Source organism: Mycobacterium saskatchewanense, assembly GCF_010729105.1.
Classification (GTDB): Bacteria; Actinomycetota; Actinomycetes; order Mycobacteriales; family Mycobacteriaceae; genus Mycobacterium; species Mycobacterium saskatchewanense.
On the sequence record NZ_AP022573.1, the window covers coordinates 3106825 to 3127000 of the forward strand.

Consider the following 20176-nt stretch of genomic DNA (forward strand, 5'->3'; position numbering starts at 1 on the left):
GGGTTAACCCCTGCGCTGGCGTGCGATTTCGGCGAGCACCACCCCGGCGGCCACCGAGGCGTTCAGGGATTCGGTTTGCCCGGCCATCGGGATGGACACCACCTCGTCGCAGTTCTGCCGTACCAACCGCGACAAGCCCTTGCCCTCCGAGCCCACCACCACCACCAGCGAGTCGGTGCCGTCCAGGTCGTCCAGCGGGGTGTCGCCACCGGCATCCAATCCGACAACACGAACGCCACGGTCGGCCCAATCCTTGAGCGTTCTAGTGAGATTCGTGGCCCGGGCAACCGGGATGCGGGCCGCCGCGCCCGCGCTGGTGCGCCACGCGACGGCCGTCACCGACGCCGACCGCCGTTGCGGGATCAGCACACCGTGGCCGCCGAACGCCGCCACGGACCGCACGATCGCCCCGAGGTTGCGGGGATCGGAGATGTTGTCCAGTGCGACCAGCAAGGCGGGCGGGGCGGCGAGGGCGGTCGCGAGCAGGTCGTCGGGGTGGGCGTACTCGTAGGGCGGCACCTGCAACGCGATGCCCTGGTGCATGTGGTTGGCGGTCATCCGGTCCAGGTCGGTCCGCGGCACCTCGAGGATCGCGATGCCCGAATCGGCCGCGCGGGTTACGGATTCGGTGAGCCGCTCGTCGGCCTCGGTGCCGAGCGCCACGTACAGCGCCGTCGCCGGAACACCGGCGCGCAGGCACTCCAGCACCGGGTTGCGGCCCAGCACGGTCTCGGCCTCCTCGGTGCGCCTGGCCGGCCGGCGCGGCTGCGACTGGGCCCGCCTGGCGGCGGGGTGGTTGGGTCGCAGGTGCGCGGGCGGCGTCGGGCCCCGCCCCTCCAGCGCGCGCCGGCGCTGGCCGCCGGACCCGACGGTCTGCCCCTTCTTGGTGCCCGCCTTGCGCACCGCGCCCCGGCGTCGCGAATTGCCGGCCATCTACTTGCCGTCACCGCCCAGCGTCCACTGCGGCCCGTCGGCGGTGTCGGTGACCTCGATGCCCGCGCTCTTGAGCCGATCGCGGATCTCGTCGGCCAGCGCCCAGTTGCGCTGCTCGCGCGCCTTCTCACGGCTTTGCAGCTCGGCCCGCACCAGCACGTCGACGGCCGCCAGCGCGGCCGAGGTCTCGTCGCGGGTTTCCCAGCGTTCGTCGAGCGGGTCGCAGCCGAGGATGCCCATCATGGCCCGGATGGCGCGGGCGTGTCCCATGGCGCCCTCGTGGTCGCCGGCGTCGAGCGCCCGGTTGCCCTCGGCGCGGGTCTGATGCACCTCGGCCAGCGCGATGGGGACGGCCAGGTCGTCATCGAGCGCCTCGGCGAACCGGGGCGTCCACTCACCCGGCTGGACGCCGCCGACGCGGACGCGGACGCGATGCAAGAACTCCTCCACGCCGACATAGGCCTTGACCGCGTCCTGCAGGGCGGTCTCGGAGAATTCCAGCATCGACCGGTAGTGGGCGCTGCCGAGGTAGTAGCGCAGCTCGGCCGGCCGCACCCGTTCGAGCATCGCCGGGATGGACAACACGTTGCCCAGCGATTTGCTCATCTTCTCGCCGCCCATGGTCACCCAGCCGTTGTGCAGCCAGTACCGTGCGAAGCCGTCCCCGGCGGCGCGGCTCTGCGCGATCTCGTTCTCGTGGTGCGGGAAGACCAGATCCATCCCGCCGCAGTGGATGTCGAATTCCGGCCCGAGGTAGGTGCGCGCCATCGCCGAGCATTCCAGGTGCCAGCCTGGGCGGCCGCGGCCCCACGGCGTGGGCCACGACGGCTCGCCGGGCTTGGCGGCCTTCCAGAGAGTGAAGTCGCGCTGGTCGCGCTTGCAGGTGGCCACGCCCTCGCCCTGATGGACATCGTCGATCTTGTGCCCGGACAGCTGCCCGTACTCCGGGTAGCTGAGCACGTCGAAATAGACGTCTCCGCCCGAGGCGTACGCATGACCGGTTTCGATCAGCCGATCCATTAACTCGACCATCTGGGTGATGTGCCCGGTGGCGCGCGGCTCGGCCGAGGGCGGCAGGACGTCCAGGGCGTCGTAGGCGGCGCTGAACGCGCGCTCGTACGTGGCCGCCCACTCCCACCACGGCCGGTCCGCCGCGGCGGCCTTGTTGAGGATCTTGTCGTCGATGTCGGTGACGTTGCGGATGAAGGCGACGTCGCAACCGCGCGCCATCAGCCAGCGGCGCAGGATGTCGAAGGCGACACCGCTGCGGACGTGCCCGATGTGAGGCAGGCCCTGAACGGTGGCCCCGCACAGGTAAATGGAGACGTGGCCCTCGCGCAGCGGAACGAAATCGCGCACCGCACCGGCGGCGGTGTCGTGTAGCCGCAGTCGGGCGCGATCGGTCACGACGTGCCAGCTTACCGGGTGGTTCCGGGGCGCCGGGCGCTGCGCACGCTTAGCCGGTGGGGATGATCAGGGCCGTGGCGACGGCGGCGAGGCCCTCCCCGCGTCCGGTCAGCCCCAGCCCGTCGGTGGTGGTGGCCGACACCGATACCGGCGCCCCCAGGAATCCCGACAACGCGTCCTGCGCCTCGGCGCGGCGTGGCCCGACCTTCGGCCGGTTGCCGATCACCTGCACGGCGGCGTTCCCGACCCGGTAACCGTGCCGGGAAATCAGGTTGACGACGTGGCGCAGCATGTCGGCGCCGCTGACGCCCTTCCAGCGCGGGTCGTCGACGCCGAACACGGCGCCGATGTCGCCCAGCCCCGCCGCCGACAGGACGGCGTCGCACAGCGCGTGCGCCGCCACATCCCCGTCGGAGTGGCCGGCGCAGCCGTCGGCGCCCTCGAACAGCAGTCCGACGAGCCAGCATGGCCGTCCGGGCTCGATGGGATGGACGTCGGTGCCGATCCCGACGCGCGGCACGGTCATCGGCGCGCGATCGCTTCGGCCAGCAACAGGTCGAGCTGGGTGGTGATCTTGAAGGCCAGCGGGTCGCCGTCGACCACCTGAACCTGGCCGCCGACGTGTTCGACGAGCGATGCGTCGTCGGTGAAAGTCGCGGTGTCGGCGCGCTGGTACGCGCGCAACAGGAGGTCGGTGGCGAAGCCCTGCGGGGTCTGCACGGCCCGCAGTCCGGCCCGCTCCGGCGTGCCCAGCACGACCCCGTTGGCATCCACGGCCTTGATGGTGTCGGAAACCGGCAGCGCCGGTACGACCGCGGCGTGACCTGCCCGCAGCGCCTCGACCACTCGCGCGATCAGCCGAGGCGGCGTGAGTGCGCGGGCGGCGTCGTGCACCAGAACGAACCGGTGATCGCCGGCAAGGCCGGCCAGCGCCAGGCTGACCGACGTCGTGCGGTCGGCGCCGCCGGCGACTACGGTCGCCTGGTCGCCCACAATCCGTTTCGCCTCGTCGATGCGGTCGGCCGGCACGGCCACTGCGATGTGGTCGACGACGCCGGACTCGACCAGGCCGGACACGGCCAGGTCGAGCAGCGTGCGACCGCCTAACTCGCAGAATGCCTTCGGAATGCCGGCACCCAGTCGCTCACCCGACCCGGCGGCCGGGACTACTGCGACGACCGTGCCCGAGGAGCCCGTCCCCGTGACCACCGAAGCGTCAGGAATGTCAAGAAGCGGCGGCCAGGACCTCGTCCAGGATGGTCTCCGCCTTGGCGTCGTCGGTGCTCTCGGCCAGGGCCAGCTCACCGACCAGGATCTGCCGGGCCTTGGCCAGCATGCGCTTCTCCCCAGCGGACAGACCGCGCTCCTGGTCCCGACGCCACAGATCGCGGACGACCTCGGCGACCTTGTTCACGTCACCCGAGGCGAGCTTCTCCAGGTTGGCCTTGTAGCGGCGCGACCAGTTCGTCGGCTCCTCCGTGTGGGGAGCGCGCAAGACCTGGAAAACCTTGTCGAGGCCTTCCTGGCCCACGACGTCACGGACGCCGACGTATTCGGCGTTGTCGGCGGGTACTCGAACGGTCAGGTCGCCCTGCGCCACCTTCAAGACGAGATACTCTTTTTGTTCCCCTTTGATGGTCCGGGTTTCAATCGCCTCGACTAGCGCAGCACCGTGATGCGGGTAGACAACGGTGTCGCCGACCTTGAAGATCATGTGATTCGAGCCCCTTTCGTTACTTCATTCTAACACGTCAACGCGCCGCGTGCGGAACAACAGTGCAGGTCAGGGGCACAACGCACGCAAACTAGGGGTTGACAGACGGAGCAAGACATGCAATGCAACAGCTTACCAATGCCACAGCCTTAAGGACATGGGGGTCCCGCCTGGAGGCCCCTCACCGGCCCGCCGCCGGCCTGGCGCACTGGTCTGCCGCCCTGCGCTACCGCCGCTGAAAGGTTCCTACTACTCTGCATAGTTGCGTATGTGATCCGCGTTGATCCGCTGTCCCGTGACGGCGCGAGGCCCAGGAGGCACCCGAGTGAACCGCTTCAAGATCGGCCTGGTCGCGTTGGTCGCCGCCTTGCTCAGCGGTTGCGGGGCCGGCCAGGTCTCCCAGATGGCCGTCCAGGAGCCGGCGATCAACGGCAACAAGGTCACCTTCAACAACGTGGCGCTCCGCGACATCCGGATCCAGGCGGTGCAGACCAGCGACTTCCTCCAGCCCGGCCGTAGCGTCGAGCTGATCGCGGTCGCCGTCAACCAGTCCCCCGATCAGCCGGACAGGCTGGTCGGCATCACCAGCGACATCGGCACCGTGACGCTCAGCGGCGACGCCCGGCTGGCGCCGGCCGGGATGCTGTTCATCGGCACCCCGGAGGGCCAGCGGGTGGCGCCGGGCCCCACCGACTCCAACAACGCGGTGCGGGCGACCGTCAACCTCAGCAAGCCGATCAGCAACGGCCTCACCTATAACTTCACCTTCAACTTCGAAAAGGCCGGGCAGGCGAGCGTGCAGGTGCCGATCTCGGCCGGCCCGTCGCCGCAGCCGCAGCCGATCTGACCGGCCTGTCACGCCGGGCTTGTCACACCGGCCCGATACCGTCATGACGTGGCAACTGCACGGTCGCAATATCGCTGCTCGGAGTGTCGGCACGTCACGGCCAAGTGGGTGGGCCGCTGCCTGGAATGCGGCACCTGGGGCAGCGTCGACGAGGTGGCGGTGCTCAGCGCCGTGGGTGCCGGGCGGCGATCGAACCCGGCTTCGGCCGCGCGGGCCGTTCCCATCAGCTCCATCGAGCCCGATGCCAGCCGGCACAGGTCGACGGGCATAGGAGAGCTCGACCGGGTGCTGGGCGGGGGCGTCGTGCCCGGCTCGGTCACCCTGCTGGCCGGCGACCCGGGCGTGGGCAAGTCGACGCTACTGCTCAAGGTCGCGCACCGGTGGGCGCAGCGCGGCCGGCGCGCGCTGTACATCTCCGGCGAGGAATCCACGGGCCAGATCCGGTTGCGCGCGGACCGGATCGGCTGCGGCGGTGACGAGGTGTACCTGGCGGCCGAGTCGGACGTGCACACGGTGCTCAACCACATCGAGACGGTCGGGCCCGCGCTGGTCATCGTGGACTCGGTGCAGACCATGTCCACCACCGAGGCCGACGGTGTCGCCGGCGGCGTGACGCAGGTGCGCGCGGTCACCGCCGCGCTGACCGCCGCGGCGAAGGCCAAGGGCGTCGCGCTGATCCTCGTCGGCCACGTCACCAAGGACGGGGCGATCGCAGGGCCCCGCTCGCTGGAACATCTCGTCGACGTGGTGCTGCACTTCGAGGGCGACCGCAACGGCTCCGTGCGAATGGTCCGCGGGCTCAAGAACCGCTTCGGCGCCGCCGATGAGGTCGGTTGTTTCGTCATGCACGACAACGGGATCGAGGACGTCAGCGACCCGTCGAACCTCTTCCTCGATCAGCGCCCCGCACCCGTCGCGGGCACCGCGATCACGGTGACGCTGGACGGGAAGCGACCGCTGATCGGCGAGGTGCAGGCGCTGCTCGCCACGCCGGCGGGCGGGTCACCGCGCCGCGCCGTCAGCGGCATCGACCACGCGCGCGCCGCGATGATCACCGCGGTGCTGGAAAAGCACGGCCGGCTGAACCTCGCCGTCAACGACATCTACCTGTCCACCGTGGGCGGGATGCGGCTCACCGACCCGTCCTCGGACCTCGCCGTCGCGGTCGCGTTGGCCTCGGCCTACGCCAACCTGCCGCTGCCCACCACGGCTGTGATGATCGGCGAGGTCGGACTCGCGGGCGACCTGCGCCGGGTCAGCGGCATGGAGCGCCGGTTGAGCGAGGCGGCCCGGCAGGGGTTCACCGTCGCGCTCATCCCCGACGGGGACGACCCCAGGCGCGAGATCGTCCCGAACGGGATGCGCGCGCTGCGGGCGCCGACCATCGCCGCGGCGCTCCAGCACGTGCGAGACATCGCCGACCGCCGCAACGGCTGGACGCACGGCGCGCCAGGGCCGCAGAATGACACCCTGTGACCCGTCCGACGCTGCGTGAGACCGTCGCCCGCCTGGCACCGGGCACCGGGCTGCGTGACGGCCTCGAGCGCATACTCCGCGGTCGTACCGGCGCCCTGATCGTGCTCGGCAACGACGAGAACGTCGAGGCCATCTGCGACGGCGGCTTCACGCTGGACGTCCGCTACGCCCCGACCCGGCTACGCGAGCTGGCGAAGATGGACGGCGCCGTCGTACTCTCCACCGACGGCAGCCGCATCGTGCGGGCCAACGTGCAGCTGGTCCCAGATCCGTCGATCCCCACGGACGAATCGGGGACGCGCCACCGCTCGGCGGAACGGGCGGCTATCCAGACGGGTTACCCGGTGATCTCGGTCAGCCACTCGATGAATACCGTCACCGTCTACGTCGGCGGCGAGCGGCACGTGGTAGCCGATTCCGCGACCATCCTGTCGCGGGCCAACCAGGCGATCGCGACCCTGGAGCGGTACAAGATGAGGCTCGATGAGGTCAGCAGGCAGTTGTCGCGGGCCGAGATCGAGGATTTCGTCACGCTGCGGGACGTGATGACGGTGGTGCAGCGGCTCGAGCTGGTTCGGCGGATCGGACTGGTCATCGACAACGACGTGGTCGAGCTGGGCACTGACGGCCGTCAGCTGCGGCTCCAGCTCGAGGAGTTGCTGGGCGGCAATGACATCGCCCGCGAGCTGATCGTGCGGGACTACCACGCCAGCCCGGAGCCGTTGTCCGAGGCGCAGCTGACCGCCACCTTGGACGAGCTGGACGCGTTGTCCGACACCGAGCTGCTCGACTTCACCTCGCTGGCAAAGGTTTTCGGCTACCCCACGACGACGGAGGCGCAGGACTCGGCGCTGAGCCCGCGGGGCTACCGCGCAATGGCCGGGATCCCGCGACTGCAGTTCGCCCACGTGGATCTGCTGGTGCGGACCTTCGGCACCCTGCAGGGGGTGCTGGCCGCCAGCGCGAGCGACCTGCAGTCGGTGGACGGCATCGGCGCGATGTGGGCCCGCCACGTGCGGGAGGGGCTGTCGCAGCTGGCGGAGTCGACGATCGCCGATTCCGTCGGCTGAAGCGGGTTAGCCCGCGGGAGAACCCGGCGCTTCGGGCGGCGGCGCCATCGCCGGCTGACCTGGCCCGGGAGCCGGACCGGGCGGCGGTGGCGGCTGGTTGAGGATGAACGGCACCGGAAGCGAGCGCAGGTTGCCCAGCTGCACCACCAGGTTGTAGGTGCCCGGCCCGATCGCCGGCCGTGGGAGCGGGCAGTGCGGCGCCGAACCCATGCCTGTCCAGGTCACCGCAGTGGTCACCTGCTCGCCGGGCGTGAAGGTTTTGACCAGCGTCTCGTTCGACGGCGCGCAGTCCAGGTTCGACCACAGCCGCTTGTTGTCCAGGGAGTACACGTATGCCGCGAGCACGGCGGCGCCGACGTCGCGCTTGCATGACACCAACCCGATGTTCGTGACGACCATGGTGAACTTCGGCTGGTCACCGATGAAGTACTGCGGCGCGTTAGTCAGGCCCTTGACGGCCAGCGTGGAGTCGGGGCAGTCGTCGCCCTCCTTGAGCACCGGCGGGGGCTGCACCGCGGCGGTGGGGGTCACCGACTCCGGGTTCTGCCCCTGCGGCGGCGGTACCGGCGTGACGCCCTCCTGTCCCGGCCCCTGAGGCCCCTGGGGCGCCTGGGGCGCGGGTGGACCGGCCTTGCCCTGGGCGGTATTGGGTTTGTCGACACTCGCGGGTTTGGTCCCCGCGTTGTGACTCAAGAAGGCGACGACGACGGCGACCACGATCCCGACGACGACCACCGCGATACCCAGGGCCAGGCCCCTGCGCCGCCAGTAGATCTCGGTAGGTAGCGGGCCCCGCGGTTCCAGATCCAGCACATTTGCAGCGTAGGGGCAGGTCACGCGGATTCGTCCGACCCTCCCCGGCGTGTCGCGGAGTTTGCTGGCCGACCGCCGTGTTAGTGGCCGTCCCGCTGCGGCCCGCTACTCGCCGATGTCGCCCACGTGCTCGACCAGGGCCGCCTTGCCATCGGCGAGGTGATACGTGACACCGGCCAACGCCAGGTTGCCGGCGGCCAGCCGCTCCGCGATTGCTGTCGAGCGCGACGTCAGCTGCGCCACGGTCTCACGCACGTGACGCTCCTCGAACTCGTCGACTCGGCTGAGTCCGTCGCGGCGGCCGATGAGAATCGAGGGCGCCACCCGCTCCACGACGTCCCGGACGAAGCCGCCGGGAATGGCGCCGTCCTCGATGGCCGCCAAAGCCGCCTTGACGGCTCCGCAGCTGTCGTGGCCCAAGACGACGATGAGCGGCACGTCGAGAACCGTCACCGCGAATTCGATGGAGCCCAGCACCGCGGAGTCGATCACCTGTCCGGCGGTGCGCACCACGAACATGTCCCCGAGCCCCTGGTCGAAGATCAGCTCGGCAGCCACCCGGCTGTCGGCGCAGCCGAACACGACCGCGGTGGGTTTCTGCCCCGCGGCCAGGCTGGCCCGATACGCGACACTCTGGCTGGGGTGCTGCGGCTTCCCGGCGACAAATCGCTCGTTACCCTCTTTGAGTGCTTTCCACGCGGTTACCGGACTGGTGTTAGGCATGGCTGACATCATGCCGCACCCCGCGGTGAACGGACGACCAAATGTTTCAGTCGAGGAGTTACTCGGCTGGTACGACCGATCGGGGCGCGACCTGCCCTGGCGATCACCCGGCGTCAGCGCGTGGCAAATCCTGGTCAGCGAGTTCATGTTGCAACAGACGCCGGTATCGCGGGTACTGCCGATCTGGCCGGACTGGGTGCGACGCTGGCCCACCCCTTCGGCCACCGCCGCGGCCAGCGCCGCCGACGTGTTGCGCGCCTGGGGCAAGCTCGGGTATCCGCGGCGGGCGAAACGCCTGCACGAGTGCGCCACCGTGATCGCGCGCGAGCACGACGATGTCGTCCCCGACGACGTCGACGTGCTACTCACCCTGCCCGGCGTTGGCAGCTACACCGCGCGGGCAGTGGCCTGCTTCGCCTATCGGCGGCGAGTGCCGGTGGTGGACACCAATGTTCGCCGGGTGGTCGCCCGCGCCGTGCATGGCCGGGCCGACGCCGGTCCGCCGTCCGCGGCGCGCGACCATGTCGACATCCTGGCGCTGCTCCCCGCCGACGAAACGGCGCCGCGGTTCTCGGTGGCCTTGATGGAGTTGGGCGCAACGGTGTGCACGGCACGGGCGCCCCGTTGCGGGCTGTGCCCGCTGGGCGAATGCGCGTGGCGGGAGGCGGGTTTCCCCCCGGCGCACGGTCCGGCGCGGCGGGCCCAGACATACGCCGGAACGGACCGGCAAGTCCGAGGTCGTCTGCTGGATGTATTGCGCGCCAAGGACGCTCCGGTGACCCGCGCCGAACTGGATGTGGCGTGGCTCACCGACACGGCGCAGCGAGACCGTGCCCTGTATTCGTTGCTTGCCGACGGCCTGGTGACCCAGACGGTCGACGGCCGCTTCGCACTCGCCGGCGAAGGGTAGCCGCGGCGCTCGTCAGAGGTCGTTGCCCGCGTAGGACTGGTTGAAGCTCTTGTTGGCCAGCGGGAAGTCCGGGACGATGGTGTCGGCCATCGCGACGGCGAGCGCGGGCCAGTTGAACCAGGACGGGTCGACGATCTTGGCGCGAGTGATCCGGCCGGCGGCATCGAGCTCCACGCGGTGGACGATGGTGCCGCGCCAGCCCTCCACGATGCCGATCCCGCTGCGCGCCGCCGGCACTGACGGTAATGGTGCGACGTAATCCAAGGGTCCCGAGTGTGATTGGACGAGATCGCAGGCCAACTCGGTGGATGCCGCGTATTCGTCTCGACGGACGGTGTAGCGGGCCAGCACATCGCCCGTCGCACCACCGATCTCGGTGACGGGCAACGCGGTGGTCGGATGGTCGAGCCGGGCGTCGGTGCGCAGGCCGCTGGCGCGTGCGACATAGCCGAGGCACCCCAGGGCGTGGGCGTCGTCGGCACGCAGGACGGCGGTGCCGGCGAACCGGTCGAGTACCACGGTGTTGCGCAGCGTCAGTTCCGCGACCTCGGCGACGTCGGCCGCAATGGACCGCAACACAGCGGCGTCGGGCAGCGCACGCACCGTGACACCACCCGGCCGGACGGCGCCCCGCAGCAACCGGTGCCCGGTGACCGCCGCGTTGAGCCGAAGGAGTTGCTCGCGGATGCGCTGAGCGTGCGAGTTCGCCAGCGCGTACCCGACATCATTGGCAAGCGCGCCCAAATCGGTCGCGTGGTTATACAGCCGTTCGAGTTCGACGAGCAACGCCCGCAGCCGGTGCACGGGATCGGGCAGCCGGACGCCCAGCGCGTCTTCGATCGCGAGGCTGTGGGCGAGCGCGTGCGCCACGGAGGTGTCACCGCTGACGCGCTCGGCCAGATCCAGCGCGCCGCCCGCCGGTCGGCCATGGAAGAGCCTTTCCAGGCCCCGATGCACGAACCACAGCCTGGCCTTGAGGCGCAGCACCGTTTCGCCGGCCACGGAGAACCGAAAATGGCCGGGCTCGATCAGGCCGGCGTGCACCGGCCCAACTGGGATCTCGTACACCCCGGGGCCCTCCACGGGCACGAAGGGGAACCGACCAGGCACATCGAATCCAGTTGCCGGAACGGCTTTCTCGCGCATCGGGTACCACTCTTCGGGCCAGTGCGCGTGCCGGACCAATCGGCGCATCTTGGGATGTCCGATCGCCCGGATCCCGTAAAGGTCCGCCATTTCGCGTTCGAACCTGCTGGCCGGAAACGACAAATACGCGAGCGACCGCAGCGCCGGGTCGTTGCCGGGCACGACGCATTCGAGCTCCACTCGCCGATCGGGCCGGCCGGCGAGGAACAGGTAGACGATGCGGAAGGCGCCGCCGTCGTCGTGCGCGGCAACCAAGGCCAGACGAAATCCCTTGCCCTGCAGCTCTTCCGCGGTCTCGGCCAGCCTGTCCTGTGATACCCGGTGATGCGTCCAGTCCCAGCTCATGGTGATACCCCGAGGGCGCCCGCGGCGGCGGTGAACAGGCCCGTCAGCGGGCCGGCGGTGATGCCGAGGACGATCGATGCCGCAACACCGGCCAACAAGGCCGCTGCCACGGTGCGCGGCACCACGATCGCGGGTGCGGTGGCCGGGCCGCCCAACAGCATGCGGCCTGAGTTGCGCGCCAAGGCGGCAAACGCGATCGCGATCAGAGCCGCGCCCGCCGCCAAGGCCCAGCTGAGCCTGGCATCGGCCAGCGAGCGCACGATGGCCAGCTCACTGGCGAACAACGCGAACGGGGGCATGCCCAGCAGGGCTATCACCCCGACCGCGAGCGAAAGGCCGAGCACGCGGGAACGCCTCAGCACGGCGGTGATGTCGGCGATTGCGGTGGAGTGTTGCGCGGATTGGAGTTGGCCGCTCGTCACGAACAGGATCGTCTTGCCGAGCCCGTGAGCGAACACATGTAACAGCAGCGCGGCGATCGCCGGGGCTGTGCCGGCGGCCGCGGCGATCGCGATGAGCCCCATGTTCTCCATCGAGGAGTAGGCGAGCATGCGCTTGATGTCCGTTGCCACGGTGAGCATCAGGGCCGCGATGACCAGGGTCGCCAGCCCCACCACCAACAGCCCCGACCGCAGGAAGGTGGGGCCGGTGGCCGCGTCGACGATCGGTTTGATGCGGATCAACTCCGAAAACGCGACCGCCAGCAGCACCCCGCTCATCAACGCCGAAACCGGAGCCGGGGCCTGGCTGTGGGCGTCGGCCAACCAGGTGTGGAACGGAAAGAGCCCGGCCTTGGCGCCGTAGCCGATCAGCAGCAGGCCGCCCGCAAGTCGCGCCGTGCCGGGATCGAGGCCGCGCGCGCGTGCCGCGAGAACGTCCAGGTTCAGAGCCGCGCCCGCCGGCGCGCCGGCATGCTCGGCGGCGTAGTACAGCAGGACGGTGCCCAGGAACGCGATCGCGATGCCCACCGAACAGATCACGACGTACTTCCAGGTGGCTTCGACCGCCCCACGGGTACGCCGGTGTCCGACCAGGAACGCGGTGATCACCGTCGTCGCCTCGATCGCGACCCAGATGACGCCGATGTTGTTGGCGCACACCGCTACGACCATCGCGGCCAGGAAGCCGGCCGTCAGGGCTCCGTACACCCGCGCCCCGCCCGTATCGGTATGGCCGTCCGCGAGTTCGGTCTCGAGGTAGCCGATGCTGGCCCAGGTGGCAAGCGTGGCAACGACTCCGATCACCAACAGCATGGTGACCGTGAGCGCGTCGACCCGCAGCAGCCCACCCAACGCGAACTGCGGCCGCGAGCCCGCACGAAGACCCAGCGCGGCGCCGCAACCGAGCACCGTCAGCGCCGAGAGAACAATCAGCGTCGCGGTGGACCGGCGCCACCCGACGATCAGCACAGCAATCGACGCGCCGATCGGCGCGAGAATGGCGGCGAACAGTAGACCGGTCATCAGTCGCGCAACTCCTGTAGGGCGTCGAGGTCCGCACCGCCGAAGGTGCGCGACAGCCGACCGGTCAGGACGCCGATCACGATGACCGCGAACAGCACGTCCAGTGAGGCTCCCAGCTCCACGACCAGCGGCACACCGGCGGTCAACAGGAACGCGGTGGCCGCAATCCCGTTGTCCAGCATAAGGAATCCCGCGGCTTGTGACAGGGCGTGGCGCCGCGTCACCATGACCAGCAGCGCGATGAGCACCACCGCGAAGGCGGCCGGAACGGCGTTGGTCGAGGCCGCCGGCTGGAGATTCACCACCGGGCGGGCCGCGGCGAACGCGGCGAGCGTCAGCACACCGGTGATAAGCAGTGACGTCGCCGTGTTAACCAACGGGGTGGCCTCGCGGTGGGCTTGCGGCCCGGATCTCAACGCGCGGCCCAGCAGTCGAGGGAGGATCGCGGCCCGCAGCACCAGCACGGCAACCCCGACCGCGACGAGGGCGCGATCACCGTCGTACGCCCCCCGCAGGACCGGGATGGCCGCAAGCGCCACGCCCTGGCCTGCGAGCAGACGGTTGATGGCGCGCAGGTCCCGACGCCATACGACCAGCACCGCGGCCAGGATCAGGCCGCCGGCAGCGAGGTCGACCAGTACGGCGAAGGTGTCACGCGTCATGCCGGCACCGTGAAGAAGTTGGCGGCGATGACGGCGAGCAACGCCAGGAGAAACGAACCCGCCAACAGCTCGGGAACCCGGAACAGGCGCAGCTTGGCGACGAACACCTCGACGGTCGCCAACAGGGCCGCCAGCCCGGCCACCTTGGCGGCCAGGGCACCGACACCGACGGCGATGTCGACGACACCGGGGTCGCCACCGGCGATTCCCCACGGCGCGAACAGGTTTGCCAGCAGCGCGAGCAGAACGGTCAATCGCATGCCCGCCGCCCACTCGACCAGCGCCAGCCGCGGGCCGGAGTACTCGAGGACCATCGCCTCGTGGATCATCGTCAGTTCGAGGTGGGTGGCCGGATTGTCCACCGGCAGCCGCCCGGTTTCGGCGACGATCACGATCACCAGGGCGGCGAACGCCAGCACGGCGACCAGCGACACCACCTGGCCGGGATGGGTGATCGTATGGGCGACCAAGGCACCGAGATTGGCCGACCCCGCCGGAATGGACAGCGCGAACACCGCGAGCAGGATTGTCGGCTCGACCAGCGCGGCGATCGTGATCTCGCGGCTGGCACCCATGCCGCCGAACGAGGTGCCGGTGTCGATGCCGGCCAGGGTCAGCGCGACCGTGCCAAGGAAAAGCAGCCCGACAACGGCGAACAGGTCGGCGCCGGAATCCAGCGGGGAGCCGGTGGCGACGAGCGGCGCGATCGCGGCGATCAGCAGGGTCGACCCGGCGACGACAGCGGGCGCGGCCGCGAACACCACCGTCGTCCCTTCCGGCGTGATCCGTTGTTTGCCAAGCTGTTTGAGCAAGTCGCGCCACGGCTGCAATACGCCGGAACCGGCGCGGCCCTCCCATCGCGCGTGCACCTGCCGGGTCAGGCCCACCACCAGCGGCGCCCCGGCGGCCACCGCGCCGATCTGCGCCGCGCCCGCGACGTAGGACAGCACACTCATCGGGCCACCAACAGCACGATCAGCACCCCGAGGGCACCGTAGGCCAGGTACAGGTGCACGCTGCCGGTGTGGGCGCGCCGCACCACCGCGGCGGCCGCCGCCACACCGGCGAGCACCGGGGTATAGAGGCGGTCCTCTATGGAGTCGGCGATCCGGCTGCGGTAGACGACCTTGTCCGCCAGGTATCGCGACTCGGTGACGTGATCGACCTCGACGTCCGTGTCGGGACGCAGGACGTCGTCGAAAATTCTCTGCAGTGGCTCCCCGAACGATGTGGCCGTGTACTCCATGCGCGCGGTGAGATCGTCCGAGCCGCAAGCCCATAGCGGCCGCCCGATGGCCGGCGGGCGGTCCCTGTGGCGCCAGCGCGCCAGCACAGCGACCGTTAGCGCGGTCGCGCAAACCCCGCCGGCGATCCACCCGGGCGCGATCGAGCCCTGCAGCATGGGGAGTCGCACCACCGCGCCGAACTCGGTGAAGGGCACCGTGCGGGATGCCGGCAGCGCCGCGATGACTCGGCGCAGCCCGGGCGCAAGAACCGACGGCGCCACGGCCAGCACCAGGCAGGCGGCGCCTGCGATGGTCATGGCCGCGAGCATGCTGCCGGGCGCCTCGCGGGCCCGGGCGGCTTCCGGGCTGCGCGGGCGGGCCAAGAATCCGATCCCGAACGCCTTGACCATCGCCGCCACCCCCAATCCCGTGGTGAGCGCGACCGCTCCCACCGCGAGCGGAGTAGTCAGGGCGAGGACGGTGTCGTGGCCGGGGGCCGTGTGGATCAGCGACTGCACCAGCAGCCACTCGCCGACGAACCCGGCGCCCAGGGGAAGCCCACACGCCCCGAGCGCGGCCACCCCGAACAGGGTGGTGGTCGCCGGCATCCGGCGGGCCAGGCCACCCAGTCCGTCGAGGTCCCGCACGCCGGTCCGGGCGACCACCGCCCCGGCGGCGAGGAAGCCGAGACCCTTGAACGCGGCGTGCGCGACGAGGTGCAGCAGCGCCGCGGTCGCGGCGATCGTCGCCTGGGCGGGCGCCCCCGAGGCCGCGAACAGGGTCGCGGCTCCCAGCGCGAGCGTGACCAACCCGAGGTTCTCGGTCGTCGAGTAGGCAAGCAACCGCTTGAGATCCGTGGCCACCGACGCCTGGACCACGCCGTAGAGGGCCGAGATTCCGCCGGCGACCATCAGGATGAGGCCCCACCAGCGCGGACCCGGTCCGAGCAGCTGCATATCGAACCGGCAGATGCCGTAGGCACCGAGGCTCACCATCGCCGCGCTCATCAGCGCTGACACCGGGCTGGGCGCCTCGGGGTGCGCGCGGGGCAACCAGGCATGCAACGGAACCAAGCCGGCCTTCGAGCCGAATCCGGCCACCGTCAGGAGGAACACCGCGGTGCGCGCCCCCGGCGCGATGCCGTGCAGCTCGGCGAAGCGGTCACCGCCACCGGCGGCCGCGAGGACCATGAGCCCGACCATGATCGCCACAAACCCCAGCTGGGTCATCACGGCGTAGACGAGCGCGGCAGAGCGGACCTCTTCGCGGCCGTGGTCGTCCAGCACCAACAGCAGCGACGAGACCGCCATCAGCTCCCAGGCCAGCAGGAAGGTGGTAACCGAACCTGCGGCGGGCACCAGCAGCATCGCGGCGGCGAACGCCGGCAACAACGCCAGGGTGGCGCGGCTCAGATGCCCATGCCGGCCGTACCCGATCACGTAGATCCCGACCGCGGCGGTGACCGCCCCGGCGAGTGCCATGAAGAAGCCGCCCAGCGCGTCCAGGTCCAGCTGGACCCCGGTGAGGGGAATCAGCCACCCGATGTGGACCGGTCGGACCGGTCGAAATATGGCCAGCGCGCCGAGCCATACCCCGCCCGCGCCAACCACTGTGGTCAACAAGCCCGCGACGGCCGGGCCGACGCCCTCGCGGGGCAGCGTCGTTGGCGCCGGCGACGCACCGGCGGCGACGATCGTGCTCACTTACCCGACACCGATCTGAGGCCTTCGACGATCCGGGCCGGGGTCGGCGGGCACCCGGGTATCTCCAGATCGACGGGCACCACCTCGCCCACCGCACCGACCACGCCGTAGCCGTCCCTGAAGACACCGCCGTTCACCGCGCAGTCCCCGCACGCGATCACCCGCCGCGGGCGTGGGGTCGCGTCGAGTGTGGTCCGCAGGGGGCCCGCCATGTTCCGGGTCACGACGCCGGTCACCAACAGCGCGTCCGCATGGCGGGGCGAGGCCACCAGCCGGACCCCGAATCGCTCGGCGTCATACACCGGGCCGAACGCACCCGAGATCTCCACCTCGCACCCGTTGCACGAGCCCGCGTCAACGTGCCGGACCTGCAGCGAACCCTTCACTCCGGCAATCGGTTCCATCGCATGTGGCGGAGGCGTGGGCGCGGCCTCGGCGATTCGGCCGACCCTGAGTACCTTGCCTATCCAGCCCATGCGCCCTACTCCGCCCCGCCGGCGCGCAGGTCCTCCAGCACCGCCACGCGGTCGCTGAGCACCCCGGTGAGAACCTTGCGAGCCACCATCAGCAGTTCGGCGATGTCCGGCGAGGCGATCGAGTAGATCACCGTGTTGCCGTCCCTGAGTGCGTCGACGACGCCGGCCCGGCGCAGGACGCCCAGCTGCTGGGACAAATTGGACGATTCGAGGCCGACCTCGGGCAACAGCTCCGCAACCGACTTCTCCCCCGCGACCAAAAGCTCGAGAATCCGGATTCGTGCGGGGTGCCCGAGGGTTTTGAAGAACTCTGCCTTCAGCTTGTACAGCGGCTCAGACACGACCCAAACTCCCGAAGGTTACAACGTTTCTACGTTCGAACAATTGAAGAATTTATCAAGTCATCGAGCGATCCGCACCGCGATCGGTGGGTACGCCCCCGTCGACGCCACCGTGCGGGCCCGGGTTATGCCGGGTGAGCGGCGCCGACGCCGCGCGAATGGGGCCGGTATGACGTTGGGCACACCAACGGTCAGGCGCGGCCGGCCGGGCCGGTGAGGAACGACTCGACGGCCTCGCGGTAGACGTGCGGCGCCTCGTCGTGGACCAGGTGGCCCGCCTCGGTGACACACACGTACGTTGTGTCACAGCCATTCTCGGCCATCGTTCGCATCTGGCCCGGCGGTGTCACCGAGTTGCCCGCCTCGATGAGCAGCGCCGGCGCACGCACCGCGCGCCAGTGCGCCCAGTAGTCCCTTGTGCCCCATTGGGCGGCGATCTCGATCCACCGCGAGGTGTGACCGTGCAACCGCCAACCGGTGGGCGTGCGGTCGAAGGCTTCCAGGAAATACCGCCCCGCGACGGGCCCGAACTCACCGAGCACCTGTTCGGCGGTGCCGAATTCGACCGGCAGGGCGCGCAGCCACGGCTCCCAGGGACCGGTGGTGCGGCCGCGAAAGTCCGGGGCCATGTCCTCGAGCACCAGCGCCGAGACCAGGTCGGGGCGTTCGGCGGCCAGGCACCACGAATGCAGGGCGCCCATCGAATGGCCGACGAGGCGCACCGGCGTGCCCAGCTCGTTCACCGCGTCGGCCAGGTCGGCCACGAATCGCTCGGTGCTGATTGGGTGCGGGTCGCCGACGTCGCGGCCCCGGTGCCATGGCGCGTCGTAGGTGTAGACGGTGCCCATCCGGCGCAGCCACGGAGTCTGCCGCGACCACGTGCTTCCCCGGCCCATCAGGCCGTGCACCAGCACCAATGGCTCACCCCGCCCGCCCCGGCGGGTCAACAAATCGGTGGCCATGGCTCCATCCTGCGCGGACCGCCCGCCGGCGAAAGAGCGGGTGCGGCGCGGTAGCCTAGCAAAATGCCCCAAGTGGTGAAGATCAACGCAATCGAAGTGCCCGCCGACGCCGGCCCCGAGCTGGAGAAGCGGTTCGCACACCGGGCGCACGCGGTCGACAACCAGCCCGGTTTCCTCGGGTTCCAGCTGCTGCGCCCCGTCAAGGGCGAGAGCCGCTACTTCGTGGTGACCCAGTGGGAGTCCGAAGAGGCCTTCCAAGCGTGGGCGCAAGGGCCCGCCATTCAAGCCCATGCCGGTGAGCGGGCCAACCCGGTGGCGACCGGGGCCTCACTGCTGGAATTCGAGGTCGTGATGGACGTTGCCGGCAATAAGCAGGCTCAGTAGCCAACGCTCGGCCCGGCGCCGCGCGTTGGCGGTGAGCGCCGCGCTGGCGCTGGTGGTCGCCCTGGCACCCGGCTGCGCCCCCAACCCCTCACCTCGGGCGAACGCGGCGAACCCGGGGCGGCCGATCGACCCCACCACCCCACCGGGGATCCGGGCCCAGCAGACCCTGGAGATGCTCAACTCGGACTGGCCGATCGGGCCGGTAGGAGTCGGCACGCTGGCCGCGCCCGGCATGGTCGATCCGGTGGAGACCACCATGGAGAGGCTGTGGTGGGACCGTCCGTTCACCCTCGACAGGGTCGACCTCAGCGCAAGCGTCGCCACGCTGCACCTCACGTCCTCCTATGGTGCGCGCCAGAGCATCCGGCTACACACCGACGACGACGGGCGGGTCGACCGGTTCGACGTCGACACACAGGCACCCAAGATCTCGTCCTGGAGTGACATCGATGCGGTGCTGGGCAAGACGGGCGCCCGCTACTCCTATCAGGTCGCGAAAGTCGACAGTGGCAAGTGCGACCCGGTGGCGGGCACCAATACGGGCGAATCCCTGCCACTGGCATCGATTTTCAAGCTGTACGTGCTGCACGCCCTGGCCGCCGCCGTCAGGAACGGCACGGTGTCCTGGGACGATCAGCTGACCGTCACCGACAAAAGCCGGGCGGTCGGCTCGTCAGGGCTGGAATTGCGTGCGGGAGAACATGTCTCGGTCCGCACCGCCGCCGAGAAGATGATCGCCACGAGCGACAATATGGCGACCGACCTGCTGATCGGACGGATGGGCACCCGTGCGATCGAACAAGCCCTCGTCACGGCCGGCCATCACGACCCGGCAAGCATGACGCCGTTCCCCACCATGTACGAGCTGTTCTCCGTCGGCTGGGGCCAGCCCGACCTGCGCGAGCAGTGGAAGCAGGGGTCGCCGCAAGTCCGGGCCAATCTGCTGACCCAGGCGAATTCGACTCCGTACCATCCCGATCCGACCCGCGCGCACTCTCCGGCCTCCGCCTACGGCGCGGAGTGGTACGGCAACGCGCAGGACATCTGCCGGGTGCACGCGGCGCTACAGGCCGACGCCGTCGGCGCGGCGGCGCCGGTCAGGCAGATCCTCTCGGCGGTGTCGGGTATCCGGCTGGACCGCAACGTCTGGCCATACATCGGCGCGAAGGCCGGTGGTTTGCCAGGCGACCTCACGTTCAGCTGGTACGCCGTCGACAAGACTCAGCAGCCCTGGGTGGTCAGCTTCCAGCTGAACTGGCCCCGCGATCACGGCCCGACGGTGACCAGCTGGATGCTGCAGATCGCCCAGCAGGCCTTCGCGCTCATCGCGCCGCGGTAGCGGTGAGCAACGACGAACCGCTACTGGATACCTTCCCGGGGCGCTTGTTCATCGAACACATGCGGTCGTTCGGTGGGCTGGGTATCGCCGAGGAGGTCATCCGCGCCGCGAATTGGGCTGTCGGCAGCTACCTCTACTCCGATCGGTGTCTGGGCGTGCTGGACTTCGACGTGAGTGAACCGGAGCTTCGCGCGTACGACACCGCGAGCCTCGCGGCATTGTCGGCACTACCGTCG

General features: G+C 70.0%; 21 protein-coding genes. 6 read left to right on the forward strand and 15 right to left on the reverse strand.

The window, feature by feature from the left end:
* Window positions 1–3: 3 nt before the first annotated feature.
* Genes rlmB through carD form a run of 5 tightly spaced genes read right to left on the reverse strand, consistent with a single transcriptional unit; the run spans window position 4 to window position 4054 of the window.
* The gene (gene rlmB / locus G6N56_RS14545; protein WP_085255309.1) at window positions 4–933 is read right to left on the reverse strand and encodes a 23S rRNA (guanosine(2251)-2'-O)-methyltransferase RlmB; all 930 of its coding nucleotides are present in this window, start codon (window positions 931–933) and stop codon (window positions 4–6) included.
* Window positions 934–2340: a cysteine--tRNA ligase gene (cysS, locus tag G6N56_RS14550; RefSeq protein ID WP_085255308.1), complete on the reverse strand. Its 1407-nt coding sequence runs from the start codon at window positions 2338–2340 to the stop codon at window positions 934–936.
* A gap of 49 nt (window positions 2341–2389) precedes the next feature.
* On the reverse strand, window positions 2390–2866 hold the full coding sequence (gene ispF, locus G6N56_RS14555) for a 2-C-methyl-D-erythritol 2,4-cyclodiphosphate synthase (protein WP_085255307.1): 477 nt from the start codon (window positions 2864–2866) through the stop codon (window positions 2390–2392).
* Entirely contained in the window at window positions 2863–3549 is a 687-nt protein-coding gene (gene ispD, locus G6N56_RS14560; RefSeq protein WP_085255306.1) for a 2-C-methyl-D-erythritol 4-phosphate cytidylyltransferase, read from the reverse strand. Before ispD ends, ispF begins: the two co-directional genes overlap by 4 nt.
* Window positions 3550–3565: 16 nt before the next feature.
* Window positions 3566–4054 (reverse strand): RNA polymerase-binding transcription factor CarD, encoded by a 489-nt coding sequence (gene carD, locus G6N56_RS14565; RefSeq protein WP_007166539.1) that lies wholly within the window; start codon window positions 4052–4054, stop codon window positions 3566–3568.
* A gap of 325 nt (window positions 4055–4379) precedes the next feature.
* Between carD and G6N56_RS14570 the strand changes: the two genes are divergently transcribed.
* The 3 genes from G6N56_RS14570 to disA are packed head-to-tail and all read left to right on the forward strand — an operon-like array spanning window position 4380 to window position 7447.
* Entirely contained in the window at window positions 4380–4901 is a 522-nt protein-coding gene (locus tag G6N56_RS14570; RefSeq protein ID WP_085255305.1) for a copper chaperone PCu(A)C domain-containing protein, read from the forward strand.
* A gap of 48 nt (window positions 4902–4949) precedes the next feature.
* Window positions 4950–6377: a DNA repair protein RadA gene (radA, locus tag G6N56_RS14575; protein WP_085255304.1), complete on the forward strand. Its 1428-nt coding sequence runs from the start codon at window positions 4950–4952 to the stop codon at window positions 6375–6377.
* Window positions 6374–7447, forward strand: coding sequence for a DNA integrity scanning diadenylate cyclase DisA (disA, locus tag G6N56_RS14580; RefSeq protein ID WP_085255303.1), 1074 nt, complete (start codon window positions 6374–6376; stop codon window positions 7445–7447). The genes radA and disA overlap by 4 nt, the downstream gene beginning before the upstream one ends.
* 6 nt (window positions 7448–7453) lie before the next feature.
* Here the strand turns inward: disA and G6N56_RS14585 are convergent, their stop codons facing one another.
* A complete protein-coding gene (locus tag G6N56_RS14585; RefSeq protein WP_142280548.1) occupies window positions 7454–8260 on the reverse strand; it encodes a hypothetical protein in 807 nt (268 codons plus the stop codon).
* Between the two features lie 105 nt (window positions 8261–8365).
* Window positions 8366–8983 (reverse strand): carbonic anhydrase, encoded by a 618-nt coding sequence (locus tag G6N56_RS14590; protein ID WP_085255301.1) that lies wholly within the window; start codon window positions 8981–8983, stop codon window positions 8366–8368.
* On the opposite strand from G6N56_RS14590, the gene G6N56_RS14595 reads away from it, so the two are divergent.
* Window positions 8982–9893, forward strand: coding sequence for an HhH-GPD family protein (locus G6N56_RS14595; protein WP_085255300.1), 912 nt, complete (start codon window positions 8982–8984; stop codon window positions 9891–9893). The two genes, G6N56_RS14590 and G6N56_RS14595, sit on opposite strands and share 2 nt — an antisense overlap.
* Window positions 9894–9905: 12 nt before the next feature.
* Here G6N56_RS14595 and G6N56_RS14600 read toward each other — a convergent pair whose 3' ends face one another.
* From G6N56_RS14600 to G6N56_RS14635, 8 genes are all read right to left on the reverse strand, one after another.
* A complete protein-coding gene (locus tag G6N56_RS14600; protein ID WP_085255299.1) occupies window positions 9906–11384 on the reverse strand; it encodes a hydrogenase large subunit in 1479 nt (492 codons plus the stop codon).
* Window positions 11381–12847, reverse strand: a complete 1467-nt coding sequence (locus tag G6N56_RS14605; protein ID WP_085255298.1) for a proton-conducting transporter transmembrane domain-containing protein — start codon at window positions 12845–12847, stop codon at window positions 11381–11383. Before G6N56_RS14605 ends, G6N56_RS14600 begins: the two co-directional genes overlap by 4 nt.
* A complete protein-coding gene (locus G6N56_RS14610; protein WP_085255297.1) occupies window positions 12847–13509 on the reverse strand; it encodes a hypothetical protein in 663 nt (220 codons plus the stop codon). The genes G6N56_RS14605 and G6N56_RS14610 overlap by 1 nt, the downstream gene beginning before the upstream one ends.
* Window positions 13506–14456, reverse strand: coding sequence for a respiratory chain complex I subunit 1 family protein (locus G6N56_RS14615; protein WP_085255408.1), 951 nt, complete (start codon window positions 14454–14456; stop codon window positions 13506–13508). The genes G6N56_RS14610 and G6N56_RS14615 overlap by 4 nt, the downstream gene beginning before the upstream one ends.
* 5 nt (window positions 14457–14461) lie before the next feature.
* Window positions 14462–16393, reverse strand: a complete 1932-nt coding sequence (locus tag G6N56_RS14620) for a proton-conducting transporter transmembrane domain-containing protein (RefSeq protein WP_142280560.1) — start codon at window positions 16391–16393, stop codon at window positions 14462–14464.
* A 41-nt stretch (window positions 16394–16434) separates the two neighbouring features.
* Entirely contained in the window at window positions 16435–16914 is a 480-nt protein-coding gene (locus tag G6N56_RS14625) for an NADH-quinone oxidoreductase subunit B family protein (protein ID WP_085255295.1), read from the reverse strand.
* A 5-nt stretch (window positions 16915–16919) separates the two neighbouring features.
* Window positions 16920–17255 carry a lsr2/espR transcriptional regulator gene (locus tag G6N56_RS14630; RefSeq protein ID WP_085255294.1) on the reverse strand — a complete coding sequence of 112 codons (336 nt, stop codon included), beginning with the start codon at window positions 17253–17255 and terminating at the stop codon, window positions 16920–16922.
* 191 nt (window positions 17256–17446) lie between these two features.
* Window positions 17447–18217, reverse strand: coding sequence for an alpha/beta fold hydrolase (locus G6N56_RS14635; RefSeq protein ID WP_085255293.1), 771 nt, complete (start codon window positions 18215–18217; stop codon window positions 17447–17449).
* A gap of 63 nt (window positions 18218–18280) precedes the next feature.
* On the opposite strand from G6N56_RS14635, the gene mhuD reads away from it, so the two are divergent.
* Together mhuD and G6N56_RS14645 are read left to right on the forward strand one after the other, a co-directional pair.
* Window positions 18281–18601 (forward strand): mycobilin-forming heme oxygenase MhuD, encoded by a 321-nt coding sequence (gene mhuD / locus G6N56_RS14640; RefSeq protein ID WP_085255292.1) that lies wholly within the window; start codon window positions 18281–18283, stop codon window positions 18599–18601.
* On the forward strand, window positions 18576–19940 hold the full coding sequence (locus tag G6N56_RS14645) for a serine hydrolase (RefSeq protein WP_085255291.1): 1365 nt from the start codon (window positions 18576–18578) through the stop codon (window positions 19938–19940). Before mhuD ends, G6N56_RS14645 begins: the two co-directional genes overlap by 26 nt.
* The last annotated feature ends 236 nt before the right edge of the window (window positions 19941–20176 follow it).

Excerpts from the sequence above, each read along its gene's own strand:
- rlmB (WP_085255309.1), bottom strand. The coding sequence starts at position 933 with ATGGCCGGCAATTCGCGACGCCGGGGCGCGGTGCGCAAGGCGGGCACC.
- ispF (WP_085255307.1), bottom strand. The coding sequence starts at position 2,866 with ATGACCGTGCCGCGCGTCGGGATCGGCACCGACGTCCATCCCATCGAG.
- G6N56_RS14605 (WP_085255298.1), bottom strand. The coding sequence starts at position 12,847 with ATGACCGGTCTACTGTTCGCCGCCATTCTCGCGCCGATCGGCGCGTCG.
- G6N56_RS14600 (WP_085255299.1), bottom strand. The coding sequence starts at position 11,384 with ATGAGCTGGGACTGGACGCATCACCGGGTATCACAGGACAGGCTGGCC.
- G6N56_RS14610 (WP_085255297.1), bottom strand. The coding sequence starts at position 13,509 with ATGACGCGTGACACCTTCGCCGTACTGGTCGACCTCGCTGCCGGCGGC.
- G6N56_RS14635 (WP_085255293.1), bottom strand. The coding sequence starts at position 18,217 with ATGGCCACCGATTTGTTGACCCGCCGGGGCGGGCGGGGTGAGCCATTG.
- G6N56_RS14625 (WP_085255295.1), bottom strand. The coding sequence starts at position 16,914 with ATGGGCTGGATAGGCAAGGTACTCAGGGTCGGCCGAATCGCCGAGGCC.
- G6N56_RS14595 (WP_085255300.1), top strand. The coding sequence starts at position 8,982 with ATGGCTGACATCATGCCGCACCCCGCGGTGAACGGACGACCAAATGTT.
- mhuD (WP_085255292.1), top strand. The coding sequence starts at position 18,281 with ATGCCCCAAGTGGTGAAGATCAACGCAATCGAAGTGCCCGCCGACGCC.
- G6N56_RS14590 (WP_085255301.1), bottom strand. The coding sequence starts at position 8,983 with ATGCCTAACACCAGTCCGGTAACCGCGTGGAAAGCACTCAAAGAGGGT.
- carD (WP_007166539.1), bottom strand. The coding sequence starts at position 4,054 with ATGATCTTCAAGGTCGGCGACACCGTTGTCTACCCGCATCACGGTGCT.